Source organism: Flavobacterium ustbae (assembly GCF_003946915.1).
Lineage (GTDB): Bacteria > Bacteroidota > Bacteroidia > Flavobacteriales > Flavobacteriaceae > Flavobacterium > Flavobacterium ustbae.
Map to the genome: position 1 here is coordinate 99,089 of NZ_RPOC01000001.1, position 15,045 is coordinate 114,133.

General features: G+C 33.9%; 12 protein-coding genes. 10 read left to right on the forward strand and 2 right to left on the reverse strand.

Annotated elements, in window-relative coordinates:
* Window positions 1–75: 75 nt before the first annotated feature.
* The gene (gene leuS / locus EG814_RS00450) at window positions 76–2,991 is read right to left on the reverse strand and encodes a leucine--tRNA ligase (RefSeq protein WP_125717820.1); all 2,916 of its coding nucleotides are present in this window, start codon (window positions 2,989–2,991) and stop codon (window positions 76–78) included.
* A 385-nt stretch (window positions 2,992–3,376) separates the two neighbouring features.
* Here leuS and EG814_RS00455 point away from each other — a divergent pair, with 385 nt between their 5' ends.
* The 7 genes from EG814_RS00455 to truB all read left to right on the forward strand — a co-directional run bounded on the left by EG814_RS00455 (window position 3,377) and on the right by truB (window position 9,742).
* Complete coding sequence (locus EG814_RS00455; RefSeq protein WP_125719061.1) at window positions 3,377–3,724, forward strand: winged helix-turn-helix domain-containing protein; 348 nt, start codon at window positions 3,377–3,379, stop codon at window positions 3,722–3,724.
* Between the two features lie 195 nt (window positions 3,725–3,919).
* On the forward strand, window positions 3,920–5,923 hold the full coding sequence (locus EG814_RS00460) for a TonB-dependent receptor plug domain-containing protein (protein ID WP_125717822.1): 2,004 nt from the start codon (window positions 3,920–3,922) through the stop codon (window positions 5,921–5,923).
* Window positions 5,924–5,943: 20 nt separating this feature from the next.
* On the forward strand, window positions 5,944–6,537 hold the full coding sequence (locus EG814_RS00465) for a molybdopterin-dependent oxidoreductase (protein WP_164515249.1): 594 nt from the start codon (window positions 5,944–5,946) through the stop codon (window positions 6,535–6,537).
* Between the two features lie 392 nt (window positions 6,538–6,929).
* Complete coding sequence (locus tag EG814_RS00470; RefSeq protein ID WP_125717824.1) at window positions 6,930–7,805, forward strand: cell division protein FtsX; 876 nt, start codon at window positions 6,930–6,932, stop codon at window positions 7,803–7,805.
* A 114-nt stretch (window positions 7,806–7,919) separates the two neighbouring features.
* Complete coding sequence (locus EG814_RS00475) at window positions 7,920–8,171, forward strand: DUF3098 domain-containing protein (RefSeq protein ID WP_125717826.1); 252 nt, start codon at window positions 7,920–7,922, stop codon at window positions 8,169–8,171.
* A gap of 84 nt (window positions 8,172–8,255) precedes the next feature.
* Window positions 8,256–9,053 (forward strand): undecaprenyl-diphosphate phosphatase, encoded by a 798-nt coding sequence (locus EG814_RS00480; protein WP_125717828.1) that lies wholly within the window; start codon window positions 8,256–8,258, stop codon window positions 9,051–9,053.
* Window positions 9,053–9,742 carry a tRNA pseudouridine(55) synthase TruB gene (gene truB, locus EG814_RS00485; protein WP_125717830.1) on the forward strand — a complete coding sequence of 230 codons (690 nt, stop codon included), beginning with the start codon at window positions 9,053–9,055 and terminating at the stop codon, window positions 9,740–9,742. The genes EG814_RS00480 and truB overlap by 1 nt, the downstream gene beginning before the upstream one ends.
* 338 nt (window positions 9,743–10,080) lie before the next feature.
* Here truB and EG814_RS00490 read toward each other — a convergent pair whose 3' ends face one another.
* A complete protein-coding gene (locus EG814_RS00490) occupies window positions 10,081–10,698 on the reverse strand; it encodes a thioredoxin family protein (protein ID WP_125717832.1) in 618 nt (205 codons plus the stop codon).
* 189 nt (window positions 10,699–10,887) lie between these two features.
* Here EG814_RS00490 and pyrH point away from each other — a divergent pair, with 189 nt between their 5' ends.
* From pyrH to EG814_RS00505, 3 genes are all read left to right on the forward strand, one after another.
* On the forward strand, window positions 10,888–11,595 hold the full coding sequence (pyrH, locus tag EG814_RS00495) for a UMP kinase (RefSeq protein ID WP_125717834.1): 708 nt from the start codon (window positions 10,888–10,890) through the stop codon (window positions 11,593–11,595).
* Between the two features lie 139 nt (window positions 11,596–11,734).
* Window positions 11,735–12,298, forward strand: a complete 564-nt coding sequence (gene frr / locus EG814_RS00500; protein WP_125717836.1) for a ribosome recycling factor — start codon at window positions 11,735–11,737, stop codon at window positions 12,296–12,298.
* A gap of 118 nt (window positions 12,299–12,416) precedes the next feature.
* Complete coding sequence (locus EG814_RS00505; protein WP_125717838.1) at window positions 12,417–14,912, forward strand: DUF5686 family protein; 2,496 nt, start codon at window positions 12,417–12,419, stop codon at window positions 14,910–14,912.
* Window positions 14,913–15,045 lie beyond the last annotated feature (133 nt).

Below are 15,045 nucleotides of genomic sequence, written 5' to 3' on the forward strand. Positions count from 1 at the left end.
AAAAAATCCCAAATCCCAATAAAATTGGAATTTGGAATTTTATCCCGATAGCTATCGGGATTGGAATTTATTTAGTTAACCAACCAAATTGATGATCTTTCCTGGAACAATAATCACTTTATTTGGAGTTCTTCCGTCCAATTGTTTTTGTGTTCTTTCGTCTTTCATTACGATTTCTTCGATTTGTTCTTTGGTTAAATCCAAAGGTAATTCGATTGTGAAACGCATTTTTCCGTTGAAAGAAACTGGATATTCTTTATTCGTTTCAACCAAGTGTTTCTCTTCAAAAATTGGGAACGAAACTTCAGAAATAGAAGTTGTGTTTCCTAATTGTGACCATAATTCTTCAGCAATATGCGGCGCATAAGGCGAAACCAAAATCGCTAATGGCTCTAATATGGCTCTTGAATGACAGTTTTGAGAAGACAATTCATTCACACAAATCATAAACTGAGAAACCGAAGTATTGAAAGAGAAATTCTCAATATCATCTGCTACTTTTTTAATCGTTTTATGCAAAGATTTTAAGTTTTCTTTTGTTGGTTCGTCGTTGTTTACAATTAAACCATTATCATCAAAATACAATCGCCATAATTTTTTAAGGAAACCAAAAACTCCCGAAATACCAGCCGTATTCCAAGGTTTTGCCTGCTCCAACGGACCTAAGAACATTTCGTATAAACGTAATGTATCTGCTCCGTATTCTGCACAAATATCGTCTGGCGTTACCACATTATAGTATGATTTCGACATTTTTTCGACTTCACGACCTACAATATATTTTCCGTTTTCGTCAAAAATAAATTCGGCTGAATTAAAATCTTCTCTCCATTTTTTAAACTTTTCAATATCCAATTCATCTGAAGAATTCACAAACTTAACATCAACACGAATTGGCTGTACATTTTGATCTCCGATTTTATTTTTAGAAACAAAAGTATTTGTTCCTTCCAATCTGTAAACATAAGCTGTCGTTCCCAAAATCATTCCCTGATTAATCAGTTTTTTGAATGGTTCTTCTGTTGGAGCATAACCTCTGTCTTTTAAGAATTTGTTCCAGAAACGAGAATACAATAAGTGACCTGTAGCGTGCTCGCTTCCTCCAATGTATAAATCTACATTTTCCCAGTATTTTAATGCATCTTTGCTTGCAAATTCATTTTCATTGTGCGCATCCATATAACGCATCCAATACCATGAACTTCCCGCCCAACCTGGCATTGTATTTAATTCTAAAGGAAAAATCGAAACATTGTCAACCAACTGAGTACTAACTACTGAACACTTAACACTGTCCCAAGCCCAAACAGCTGCGTTTCCTAATGGAGGCAAACCGTCTTCTGTTGGTAAATATTTTTCTACTTCTGGCAAAATAATTGGCAAATGTTGCGCGTCAATCATTTTTGGCAATCCGTTTACATAATAAACAGGAAACGGCTCTCCCCAATAACGCTGACGAGAGAAAACGGCATCACGCAAACGGTAATTTGTTTTACCAGTTCCCTGACCGATTTTTTCCAAAGCCGTAATTGCAGCCTGAGTTGCTTCTTTATAATTTAATCCGTTTAAGAAATCAGAATTTGCTATTTCAACGTTGTCTTTAGATCCGTAAGCGGCTTCAGAAATATCAACATTTGCAAAAATGTTTTTGATTTCCTGCATTCCATTTTGTCCTTTAAAGAAATTAGCAAAAGCGTAATCTCTTTCGTCTCCGCAAGGAACCGCCATTACAGCACCTGTTCCATAACCTGCCAAAACGTAATCTCCAATCCAAACCGGAATTGGTTCTTTTGTAAATGGATGTTCAGCATAAGCTCCTGTGAAAACTCCAGAAATGGTTTTTACATCGGCCATACGCTCACGCTCCGAACGTTTAGACGTTTTTTCGATATACGCTTCAACTTCTGCTTTTTGTTCTGGAGTTGTAATTTTAGCAACCAAATCATGTTCTGGTGCCAAAGTCATAAAAGTAACTCCGAAAATAGTGTCAGGACGAGTGGTGAATACTTCGATAAAATTTGTTTCAGGTTTCACGTTTAAAGTTTCTTCACTTTGTGCGTCAACCTGAGACTTGAAACTTGAAACTTGAAACTTAACTAAAGCTCCAACCGATTTTCCGATCCAGTTTCTTTGAGATTCTTTAATTGATTCACTCCAATCAATATCATTTAGACCTTCAAGTAAACGTTCGGCATAAGCAGAAATTCGCATACTCCACTGTGTCATTTTTTTTCTTATAACAGGAAAACCTCCACGCTCCGAAACTCCGTTTACAATTTCGTCGTTTGCCAAAACAGTTCCTAAGCCCGGGCACCAGTTTACTTCAGTTTCTGCCAAATAAGTCAATCTGTATTGCAACAAGATTTTTTCTTTTTGATCTTCCGAATAAGAATTCCATTCCTCAGCAGTAAAAATAGTTACGTTATCATCGCAAACTGCTTCAACCAAAGCATTTCCTGATTCTTCAAAAACAGTAACCAACTCTGAAATATCAAAAGCTTGTCCTTGTTTTCTGCAGTACCAAGAATTGAATAATTGAATAAAAATCCACTGTGTATGTTTGTAATAATCTGGATTTGACGTACGCACTTCACGCGCCCAGTCAAATGAGAATCCGATTTTATCTAATTGTTTTCTGTATCCGGCAATTTGTTTTCCTTCTTTGTCAACGCCTCCGTCAATATTTACACGCGTTGTATCTTCTGGACGCTGACCCGTCTGAATCGCATATTGCTCAGCTGGCAATCCGAAACTATCGTAACCCATTGGGTGCAAAACATTGAAGCCTTGATGTCTTTTGAAACGCGAATACACATCTGATGCAATATACCCTAGCGGATGCCCAACGTGTAATCCTGCTCCTGACGGATAAGGAAACATGTCGAGAACATAATGCTTCGGTTTTTCAGAGTTGTTTTTTGCTGCAAAAGTTTGATTTTCTGCCCAATATTTCTGCCATTTGGCTTCTATTTCGTTTGGATTGTATTTCATTTTTAAGGTACTAAGGTTCTAAGTTGCAAAGGTTCTGAGGTTTTTCTCTCTTTGTCGCTTAATTCTAATCCGCAAATTTACATTTATTGTTGCTTGTTCCAAAGCTATTTTACTGACAAACAAATAAAATAATAAATTACGTATTTTAATTACGTAAAAATACGTATTATTGCAATCATAAAATACGTAATGAAAAATATTAAATCTTTCTAAACACATAGTCCCGACGCTTCGTGATAGATTTTTTATTCCTAAAAAAAAGACTATTAAAAAGAAATATATTTCTCACGCATAGCAAAACTATGTGTACTTTTATAAAATGAAATGCATTTTTTCAACCATTTCAAAAACTATGTGTTGAAAATGCTAAATGAATAAATTGTCGATGTCAGAAAATAAGAAATATAATATTGAAGTCCGTGTTTGGATTGAAGAAGCTGAAGGGGCGTTTCTTGGAATTGGAAAAATCTGGCTTTTGGAAAACATCAAGAAAACCGGATCGATTACTAATGCCGCAAAAGAGATGAAAATGGCGTATCGTCAGGCTTGGCAATTGGTCGAAGAAATGAATCAACGTGCCGAATCTCCTTTGGTTGAAAAACTTCTTGGCGGAAAAGGCGGCGGCGGCGCAAAGTTGACCGAAGCAGGCGAACGTGCGATTGAAGTATTTTATGAAGTCGAAAAGCGTATTAAAGAATTTGCTTTGAAAGAAACTCAGAATTTAAAATTTTAATCGAAAACTAATAGGCTTTAATTTTTAAAGCCTCACTTATGATTTTAATCATATTTTATAAATTCAAAAAGCATTTTTTTTGCTCTATAAATCAGTATTCATTTTAAAACATACTGATATGATTTCAAAAACAAATAACTAAACCATTTTTAACCAGCAGTATTCTTTTAAAAACATACTGAAAATACCTCCTTTATGAAATTAAAACTTCTTTCATTTTTATTTCTGCCCCTCATCGGATTTGCCCAGCAAAACAATCCAAAAACAACAGATTCTCTTAAGATTTCAAACGTCTTTAATCTTGGAGAAGTTATTATTACCAATCATCAAAATAAAGACACTTTAAACCGAATAACTTCAAAAGCAATGGAATCTCAAAACAAAATGGAGGTTTCCAGAGCTTTAAACATGTTGCCTGGAGTCAGTTTAACTGCTTCTGGCCCGAGAAACGAATCTATGGTTTCGATTAGAGGTTTTGATTTAAGGCAGGTTCCTGTTTATATGGACGGAATTCCAGTTTATGTGCCCTACGATGGTTATGTAGATTTGGCTAGATTTACCACTTTTGATTTGGCTGCTGTTGATGTTTCAAAAGGATTTTCGTCTGTACTTTATGGCCCAAATTCACTTGGAGGCGCCATAAATCTTATTTCGAGAAAACCTTCCAAAAAGTTAGAATACGATGGCTCTTTGGGAATGATTAATGAAAACGGATATAGAGGAAATGTAAATATCGGTTCCAACTTAGGTAAATTCTATTTTCAAGGCGGATTTTCTTATTTGGACAGAAATTCTACCAGAATGTCTTCGAACTTCATTCCTACAGCCAACGAAAACGGCGGTCAAAGAGACAATTCGTACCGAACAGATCAAAAAATTAGCTTTAAAGTTGGTTGGACTCCAACCGAAAAAAGTGAATACGCAATTGGTTACATCAATCAGCAAGGTGAAAAAGGAAATCCAGTTTATACAGGCTACGACACACAAAATTCGCTTTTGCTAAAACCTCGCTACTGGCAATGGCCAAACTGGGATAAGGAAAGTTTTTATTTTATTTCGAACTCTGCTTTCGATAATAAAAACAGTTTCAAAAGCAGATTGTATTTTGATCGTTTCAAAAACACACTCGACAGCTACGACGATGCCACTTATTCGACACAAACAAAACCTTATGCTTTTGAAAGTATTTATAACGATTACACTTTTGGAGGAAATCTGGAATACAACACTAAAATAATTCCTAAAAACGATTTAAAAATTGCTTTCCATTTTAAAGAAGATGTGCATCGTGAGAACAATTTTGGCGAACCTGTTCGCCATTTTATAGACAATACGATTTTAATCGGAATTGAAGATGTTTACAAAGTCAGTTCAAAATTTACCGTTATTCCAGGTGTTAGTTACAACATTCGAAAAAACCTTGAAGCCGAAGATTATAATAGTACTACAAAAACAATTTCAGATTTTCCAGATGCTAAAGCAAGTGACGCTTTTAATGCGCAAGTTGGATTTTTCTATCAATTAAATAGCCAGCAAAAATTAGGCACTACCATTTCTCAGAAAACTAGATTTGCAACAATCAAAGACCGCTATTCTTACAGAATGGGAACTGCAATTCCGAACCCAGATTTGAAACCTGAAAAAGCAGTTAATTACGAATTGAATTATACCGCAAATCTTTTCGAGAAAATCACTTTTCAAACTGCATTATTCTACAGTTCGCTTTCAGATGCCATCTTAAATGTCAGCAACGTTGAACCTGGAAAATCGCAAATGCAAAATTTTGGAGAAGCCGATTATAAAGGAATCGAAGCACAATTAAATTATGGAATTCTAGACAACCTTTCGCTGAATTTGAATTACACTTACATCGAAAGAAAAAACATTACCAATCCAAATATTCATTTTACAGATGTTCCGAATACGAAAGTTATGGGGACTTTAGAGTACAGCCCGATTAAAATAATACGATTAATTGCCAATGCCGAATTTAATTCGCCACGTTTCAGTACAAGTTATGGGGCAAGAGTTCCAGATTACACTCTTTTGAATTTATATGCTTCAGGCAAAATCTTAAAAAATTTCAGCCTCGACGCAGGGATTAATAACATATTCGACAGAAATTATAGTCTTGTAGAAGGCTATCCAGAAGAAGGGCGCAATTTCTTTGTGACACTTCGCTTTTTCAATTTTAACTAAATTCAAAAATTATATTTATTATGAAAACGCAAAATTATATTCTCGTTTTACTGATTGCATTTTCATGCTCAATGTGTAATTCTTCTAAAAAAGATAAAGAAGATACTGTTGTAGAAAAAACAGTAACAACAGACAATGATAAACACGAAGTTCTTACTCCAGAAGACAGCTTAAAAATGGTTAATCATTCGATTGAAGTCAAAGGCGATGTCGAATTTCCATTGAACCTGACAGTAGATTCTTTAAAAAAGATGAAAGTGGTTACCATTGACGATTTTAAAGTAGTTTGCCAGAGCGGAGAAGTAAAAAAAGATAATAAAATATGCAAAGGTGTTCTTTTGAAAGATATTTTAGAAAAAGCAAAAATCAAACAAAACGGTCACAAAGACCGAAACTTTTATATCGTAGCAAGAGCTTCAGACGATTATAAAGCAACATTTTCTTGGGCAGAACTTTTTAATAATCCGACAGGAGATAATGTTTTTGTTCTTTTTGAAGAAAATGGAAAACCAGTTAAAAACGGAGAAATGATTGCCATTAGCAAAACCGACATTAAAACTGGCCCAAGACATGTTTATTGGTTGAAAAGCATTGAAGTTTTTAAAGTTGAATGAAGGTTCAGAGGGGCAAAGCAACAAAGGAATAAAGAGGCAAAGCAACAAAGGGATAAAGGTTTGAACATAGCCCACGGTTTCGACCTTGGGTACGCAACGAATACACAATACGTTTCCCACGGTTGAAACCGTGGGCTATGTTTGAAAAAAGAATATAAAATTTGCTCACAAAGTCGCAAAGATTAATCAAACTTTGCGTCTTTGCGACTTTGCGCGATTTTTTTAAGGCTTAAAGCGAAATTCTTTGCGTGATTTGAGATTAAAAAAATCTCTCTCAGAAAAAAATCTCAATTCGATATTGTATATTTATGCTAATAAAGTCAAAACTTTGAACGTTATTAACCTAAATAAAAAAATTGTTTACTATTTTTACCACATAATTTAAGCAGACTATGAGTTCTAACTTTGATAAATTTCAAAAGCGCAGGTTAATTTCCTCTTATTTTTCGGTAGTATTAAGTGTATTCTTAGTTTTATTCCTTTTAGGAGTACTAGGACTATTCATTATTAATTCTAAACAGCTAGCTGACGATTTTAAAGAAAAAATCGCTATGACTGTTTTCTTCAAAAATGAAGCCAACGACAGTATTGTAAAAGCCTTTAACACTGAACTAAAAAGAGCGCCTTTTGCATTATCTTATGTTTATGTTTCTAAAGAAAAAGCAGCAAAAGAGCATACAGACATTATCGGAGAAGATTTCTTAACCTTTTTAGGAGAAAATCCTTTATTGAATTCATACGACATTCACTTAAAAGCAGATTATGTAGAGAGAGACAGCATTGCCAAAATCGAAAGCCGTCTTCGTCAAAATACTATGATTTCAGACATTGTTTACGACAAGCAATTGGTAAATCTTGTAAACGACAACATCAGAAAAGTAAGTATGTGGATTTTGATTATTAGTGGTTTCTTAACTGTAATTGCTGTTTTATTAATCAATAGTTCACTTCGTTTATCTATACATTCTAATCGTTTTATTATTAAAACCATGCAGATGGTTGGTGCTACAAAAGCATTTATCCGTAAACCGTTTGTAATGCGAAGCGTAAAACTTGGAATGTTGGGCGCTGGTCTTGCCATTGTTGCTTTAATTGCACTTTTGCTTTATGTAGACAACAATTTCCCTGGTTTAGGAATTCTAGAAGACAAAGCTTTAACGGGCTTAGTTTTGGTTGCCGTTTTCGGATTGGGAGTTTTGATTACTTGGGTAAGCACGCATTTTGCGACACAGCGTTTCTTGAATCTAAGAACAGACGATCTTTATTAATTTTAGATTGTAGAGTGTAGATTTTAGTTTTCAAAAATGCCTTCGACTACGCTCAGACTGACAAAATAAGTACAAATACCTTGAACTTTGCTCAAGGTTACAAAAAATAGAAAAATGAAAAACAACAATAACGCAGAACAGCAGCCAAAACAGGAATTTCTTTTTGACAGCATTAATTATAAAATCTTATTAATCGGAATCGCGGTTATTGCTCTTGGATTTATTTTAATGTCTGGCGGAGGAAGTAAAGATCCAAATGTTTTTAATGAGGATATTTTTAACTTTAGACGTATTCGTTTAGCGCCAACAACTGTTTTAATCGGTTTCGGAATCACGATTTATTCTATATTCAAAAAATCAAAATAAATCAGTTTTAAGATTTTAATTGAAAAACTTGAGCGTAGCGAAAGAAGCAATCTAAAATCTAAAATCTAAAATCTAAAATTTTAAATGAACACATTACAAGCTATTGTTCTTGCCATTATTGAAGGAATTACAGAATTTTTGCCTGTTTCTTCAACAGGTCACATGATTATTGCGTCTTCTTTTTTTGGAATTGCGCATGACGATTTCACTAAACTTTTTACCATTGTAATTCAGCTTGGCGCGATACTTTCGGTTGTAATTTTATACTTCAAACGTTTCTTTCAAAGTTTTGATTTTTATTTCAAACTTTTAGTTGCTTTTATACCAGCCGTTGTTTTAGGGTTATTATTAAGCGATTTTATTGACGGTTTATTAGAAAACCCAGTGACCGTTGCTATTTCTCTTTTAATTGGAGGTGTTATTTTATTAAAAGTAGACGAATGGTTTAACAATCCAAATACACCTGAAACTTCTCAAGAAATCACTTATTTACAAGCTTTAAAAATTGGATTATTTCAATGTTTAGCAATGATTCCAGGAGTTTCTAGAAGCGGTGCAAGTATTGTAGGAGGAATGTCTCAAAAATTATCAAGAACTACAGCGGCAGAATTTTCATTTTTCTTAGCGGTTCCAACTATGCTCGGTGCCACTGCAAAAAAATGTTATGATTATTATAAGGCTGGTTTTGAATTATCTGGTGACCAGATCAATATGCTTATTATTGGTAATGTTGTGGCTTTTATAGTAGCACTTTTAGCAATAAAAACTTTTATTGGCTTTTTGACTAAAAACGGATTTAAGGTTTTTGGTTATTACCGAATTATCGCCGGAATCGTTTTATTATTGATTCACTTTTTCATTCACCCGCTTACTATTATATAATGACACCCGAAGAATATCTAGAAGGTCAGGTTTTATTGATTGATAAACCATTAAAATGGAGTTCGTTTCAGGCTGTCAATAAATTAAAATACCTTTTAATTAATAAAGTTGGGCTTCCAAAAAAATTCAAAATTGGACATGCCGGAACTTTAGACCCTTTGGCTACAGGTTTGTTATTAATCTGTACTGGGAAATTTACCAAAAGAATTTCTGAACTTCAAGGTCAGGCAAAAGAATATACGGGTACGTTTTATATTGGAGCCACTACTCCATCGTATGATCTGGAAACCGAAATCGATCAGACTTTTCCAACAGAACATATTGATGAAGCGTTGATTCATGAAACGGTAAAACAATTTTTAGGCGAAATCGACCAAAAACCACCTATTTTTTCGGCTATAAAAAAAGATGGCGTTCGTTTATACGAACATGCACGTGCAGGAGAATCTATCGAGATTGAAAGCAGAAAAACTACTATTCACGAATTTGAAATTACGAGAATCGCATTGCCAGAAGTAGACTTTAGAGTAGTTTGCTCTAAAGGAACTTACATTCGTTCTCTAGCTTATGATTTTGGAAAAGCAATGAATTCTGGTTCGCATTTAACGGTCTTGCGCCGAACAAAAATTGGCGATTACGATGTAAAAAATGCGATCGATATTACTTTGTTTGAAGAAAGTTTTAAATAGCTAAAAATAAAAAAGCACATTACTTTTTTATTTGTAATGTGCCAAGCTCCTTCTTAAACAAGTAATTCTATTTCATACTTATCTAAATTCAATAGTGAGGCACATTCTTTCCTCCAAATAAAAATGCAGAGAAGAAATCATAAAACCTTTCGAATAACTTTTTCATAATAGTGTACTTTTAATTGTTGAACATTAAATAACACCAATAAAAAGAGTAAATCTAAAAGCTATAATAGATGTGGGATTAGTTTTACTAAGTTACAAAATTTCTTATAAATTAAAAATAGTTTAAGATAATTTTATCAACCAAATATTCTGCTTATCAACATGTTACGTCGTTAAAGCCTATTATATTTGATATTCTCCATAATTTCGACCAATTCTTCCTGAACCGAAATTGCTTTATCTGCCAGGTACCATAACTGTAGATCTGTCTTTATTTTTTCGTCAATAGGCCCAACTTCTCTTTTATGTTTTGCCATTAATTCGACAGCTCCCTTTGGTCTTGGTCCCCAGTCGGCACGCACGATTCCGGCTTCTTTGCAAATAATAATGACCTTTGGAATTGCTCTTCCGCCATTGGTCAAATATTGATTCATTAAATCTTCATTTTCATCGCGCAATGCAATTCTTAAATCGATTTTTTTATGAGAAGCCAAAGCCATTTTATTTAAAATTGGAAGTATCTGCGCCGCATCTCCGCACCAGCCTTCTGAAAGTACTAGCCAAATATAATGGTTGTCTAAATTTTGAAGTTTATCTGCTACAGTTTCTGAGATAGTGATTGTTTTATCGAGCCTATTCATTCTGGCTTCATTCAATTTGGAATAATTGGTAAGACTTTCCGATTGTTCATTTCCGGTCGATTTGCCTTCAGTTAATAAATCAGATACTATTTTTCTATATTCAATATAAGGATGGCTATTGAATAATGCTTTGGCTACGATGCTTTTCATGTTTTGTTTTTTTGGTAGAATAAAAATACAAATTTTCCAAAGACTTAGAAAATGACAATTGTCACCTTTAAATGAAATAACTGTAAAGCCGTTTTGAATCTAAAATTGAGGAACGAATTAATTTTTTGCAAACATTATTTTTAAAAATCAGAATATGTCTATATTTGCACAAATTAACGCAACACACACATGAAATATAAAAGAATTCTTCTAAAACTTAGCGGCGAAGCCCTAATGGGTGATTTACAATACGGTATAGACCCGAAAAGATTAGGCGAATATGCAGATGAAATCAAGCAGATTCACGACAAAGGAGTAGAAATTGCTATTGTTATTGGAGGAGGAAATATTTTTAGAGGCGTTGCAGGAGCAAGCTCAGGAATGGACAGAGTGCAAGGAGATTATATGGGAATGCTTGCAACTGTTATTAACGGAATGGCTTTGCAAGGCGCTCTTGAAGATAAAGGAATGAAAACTCGTCTGCAAACGGCTTTGAAAATGGAATCTATTGCAGAACCATACATTAAAAGAAGAGCTGACCGCCACCTTGAAAAAGGCAGAATTGTAATCTTTGGTGCCGGAACTGGGAATCCATATTTTACAACTGATACTGCTGCTGTTTTGAGAGGTATCGAAATTAATGCTGATGTTATCCTTAAAGGAACTCGCGTTGATGGTGTTTACGATTCTGATCCAGAAAAAAATGCTTCGGCTGTAAAATTTGACTACATCACTTTTGATGATGTTCTGAAAAAAGGATTAAATGTAATGGATACCACTGCATTTACATTAAGCCAGGAAAACAAATTGCCAATTGTTGTTTTTGATATGAATAAAATCGGAAACCTTTTGAAAATCTGTGAAGGCGAAAACATTGGAACTGTAGTAAACATTTAGACTGCGTAGATTTTTTTGGAATTTTATAAATTCTGAGAATCATTAAAGCAATCTAAAAAATTAAATTATATTAGTTAGTAAATTTAGATGTCTGTTTTAAACCCAAAATCAAACATCTAAAATCTAAAATTTAAAAAAAATGACTGAAGAAATAGACTTTATTTTAGAAAGTACTGAGGAATCTATGAACGGTACTATTGCACACTTAGAGAAAGAATTTCTTAATATTCGTGCAGGAAAAGCTTCTCCAGCTATGCTTGGAGGTGTTTTTGTAGATTATTACGGATCTGCTACACCGCTTTCTCAAGTCTCTAAAATTAGCGTTCCAGATGCGAGAACAATTACATTACAGCCATTTGAAAAAAATATGCTGTCTGTTATTGAAAAAGCTATTTTGATTGCTAACATTGGTTTTAACCCAATGAATAACGGAGACGTTATCATCATTAGCGTACCGCCTTTAACAGAAGAGCGTCGTCGTGATTTGGCAAAACAAGCAAAATCTGAAGCTGAAGATGCAAAAATTGGTATTCGTAACTCTCGTAAAGATGCTAATACTGATATTAAAAAATTAGAAAAAGAAGGAACTTCTGAAGATATCTGCAAATCTGCAGAAGAAGAAGTTCAGAACTTGACAAACGCTTACATTAAAAAAATTGATGAACTTTTAGCTTTAAAAGAAGCTGAAATCATGAAAGTGTAATTAGTTTTGCGATAAAATAGAAAATCCGTCTGGTGAATTGCATCAGACGGATTTTTTTATTGTTATTTTTGCATACGAAAATTAAATTCTTTTCGTTTTTGAAACTATATCATTCTGTATGAAGCTATTTTGTTTTTTGACTTTGTTTTTTACGCTTACTCTTCAGGCGCAAATTCAAATAAACGGAATCGTAACCGATTCAAACAATAAACCTCTTCCGTTTGCCACTATTAAAACTTCAGAAAACAATAATGCCATTACAGATGTTGATGGCAAATTTATTTTTAAAATTAGCAATTCTGCCACATCGCTTACGGTTTCTTATATTGGTTTTCAAACCAAAACTATTGCCCTAATTAACAGCAAAACTTTTTATTCGATATCGCTTTTAGAGCAAACCGATGACTTAAAAGAAGTAGTTGTTTCTAATGAAAATCCTGCTTTAACTATAATAAGAAAAGTTATAGCCAATAAATCGACAAATAATCCGCAGAAAAAGCTCCATAATTTTGAATATAAAACTTATAACAAACTTATTGTAACCGCAAACCCTGATTCTATCGACGGACGCATTGACACTTCTGCAGCTTACAAAGATTTCGACAAAAAAAACATTAACATCGATTCTTCCGATTATAAGTTTAAGGAGATTGTAAGCAAACAACACTTATTTCAGACTGAGAAAGTTTCTCAATATCAATTTGGAAACAACAAACTGAAAGAAACCGTCTTGGCCACAAAAATTGCTGGTTTTAAGCAGCCTATTTATGAAGTTTTGGCTTTTAATCTTCAATCTATTTCGATCTACGATTCAAAATATGAATTGTTTGAAACTAAATATGAAAATCCTATTTCGAATAATGCTCCTTCAAGCTACAATTACAAATTGCTAGATACTGTGAGTATTCGAGGTCGTGACGTTTATATGATTTATTTTAAAAACAAAGCAAAACGTAAATCATCTGGTTTAGAAGGGGTTTTATATATTGACAAAGAAAATTTTGCTATTGCAAAAGCCGTAATGCGAGTCAAAAATGTTTTGGATATTAGTGGTATTCACGAATTTGAATATAATGCGAAAGAAAAAATTTGGTTTCAAAGTAATACGACTTTTAAAATCGTAAAAGGAAAAAATGACGATGATATTCGAATTCTTGGCGGGACAATTCAGTTTGATGGAGATGTTGAGGAAAATTTTGAACCTAGAAAAAAAGTAGCCTCAGATTTTACGTATCTACTTTCTGAAAGTAATAGCTTTGATATTCGCGTCAACACCGAAACTCCGATTAAAAATCCTTCAATATATATTGAAGTTAAAGATGATGCAGCTAAAAAACCTGAAAGTTACTGGGAAGCCTATCGCAAAGAAAATCTGGATTTAAAAAGTCAGAAAACGTATTTACTACTAGACAGTATTTCTGTGAGCAATCGCATTGAAAAACGTCTCGGAATTGGCCGAAAAATCATTAACGGCTTTTACCCAATTGGACCAATTGATCTGGATTTAAAGAAAATTATAAGCTACAACAATTACGAAGGTTTCAGACTTGGTTTGGGCGGGGTCACCAACGATCGATTTTCAAAAAGCTTTCGTTTAGAAAGTTATACTGCTTATGGAACAAAAGATGGGGTTTTTAAATACAGCGCGGGCGGTGGCGTCTTACTAGATAAACATACAAACACTTGGTTAAATGGCTATTATGCCAATGATGTACGCGAGATTGCGAGTACAGTTTTTGCGGTTGATAAACGTGTTTTTAAAATCTACGATCCTCGTCCGATCAATATTAGTACTTTTTACCAATACATCGGTTGGCGTGCAAATGTTCAAACCAAATTAATTCCGAAAACCGAAGCCGTACTAGAACTTTCTAGAAATCATATCGAGCCAAAATTTGATTATCTCTACAACTTAAACGGAAAACTGTATTCAAATTATACAATGACCACAGCTATGCTTTCTATTGTCTGGGCTCCATTTAGCAATTACATGCAGACTCCGACTGGACGAAATGAAAGTGATAAAAAATTCCCGAGATTTACTTTGCAATACACGCAGTCATTGCCAGATGTGTTTGCAAACGACTTCACTTTTAGCAAAATAGACTTCAAGGCCGAATATGAAAAGCAATATTTGAACCGTCAGAAAACAAGCTTACTGTTTCAAGGAGGGTATGCAATGGGAGACGTGCCAATTACTCATTTGTACAACACATCTCCAAATAATTTAACAAAAGAAACTGTTATTCAGCGTATTACTTTTGCAGGAAGAAATGCTTTTGAAACGATGTATTTTAACGAATTCTTCTCGAGCCAATATCTGATGTTTCAAATTAAGCATGGTTTTGACCGAATTAGAATTATGAAAAAAGTTCGACCTTCGTTAGTCTTAGTAACCAGAATGGCTTGGGGGAACATGGAAAATCCAGAACAGCATGTTGGTCCAGCTTACAAAACGCTTGATAAAGGTTTTTTTGAATCGGGAATAGAATTGAACAAAATTTTTAAAGGTTTTGGCTTAGGAGGTTTTTATAGATATGGACCAAATCAGTTATTACGATTTGAAGATAATATTGCGGTTAAGATTTCTTATGTACTTGATCTTGGTTTGTAGATAGTTTAAAATTTCAATCTCACCCAGTTTTTTAGCCACGAATTCACGAATTTAAATGATTTGCTTGCGAAGTTCTTATTCTACAAATTGCACAAATCTTGCAGAATAGTTTAGTAACAATTCGTGAATTCAT

Excerpts from the sequence above, each read along its gene's own strand:
- leuS (WP_125717820.1), bottom strand. The coding sequence starts at position 2,991 with ATGAAATACAATCCAAACGAAATAGAAGCCAAATGGCAGAAATATTGG.
- EG814_RS00505 (WP_125717838.1), top strand. The coding sequence starts at position 12,417 with ATGAAGCTATTTTGTTTTTTGACTTTGTTTTTTACGCTTACTCTTCAG.
- truB (WP_125717830.1), top strand. The coding sequence starts at position 9,053 with ATGACACCCGAAGAATATCTAGAAGGTCAGGTTTTATTGATTGATAAA.
- EG814_RS00480 (WP_125717828.1), top strand. The coding sequence starts at position 8,256 with ATGAACACATTACAAGCTATTGTTCTTGCCATTATTGAAGGAATTACA.
- EG814_RS00465 (WP_164515249.1), top strand. The coding sequence starts at position 5,944 with ATGAAAACGCAAAATTATATTCTCGTTTTACTGATTGCATTTTCATGC.
- pyrH (WP_125717834.1), top strand. The coding sequence starts at position 10,888 with ATGAAATATAAAAGAATTCTTCTAAAACTTAGCGGCGAAGCCCTAATG.
- EG814_RS00470 (WP_125717824.1), top strand. The coding sequence starts at position 6,930 with ATGAGTTCTAACTTTGATAAATTTCAAAAGCGCAGGTTAATTTCCTCT.
- frr (WP_125717836.1), top strand. The coding sequence starts at position 11,735 with ATGACTGAAGAAATAGACTTTATTTTAGAAAGTACTGAGGAATCTATG.
- EG814_RS00490 (WP_125717832.1), bottom strand. The coding sequence starts at position 10,698 with ATGAAAAGCATCGTAGCCAAAGCATTATTCAATAGCCATCCTTATATT.
- EG814_RS00455 (WP_125719061.1), top strand. The coding sequence starts at position 3,377 with ATGTCAGAAAATAAGAAATATAATATTGAAGTCCGTGTTTGGATTGAA.
- EG814_RS00475 (WP_125717826.1), top strand. The coding sequence starts at position 7,920 with ATGAAAAACAACAATAACGCAGAACAGCAGCCAAAACAGGAATTTCTT.
- EG814_RS00460 (WP_125717822.1), top strand. The coding sequence starts at position 3,920 with ATGAAATTAAAACTTCTTTCATTTTTATTTCTGCCCCTCATCGGATTT.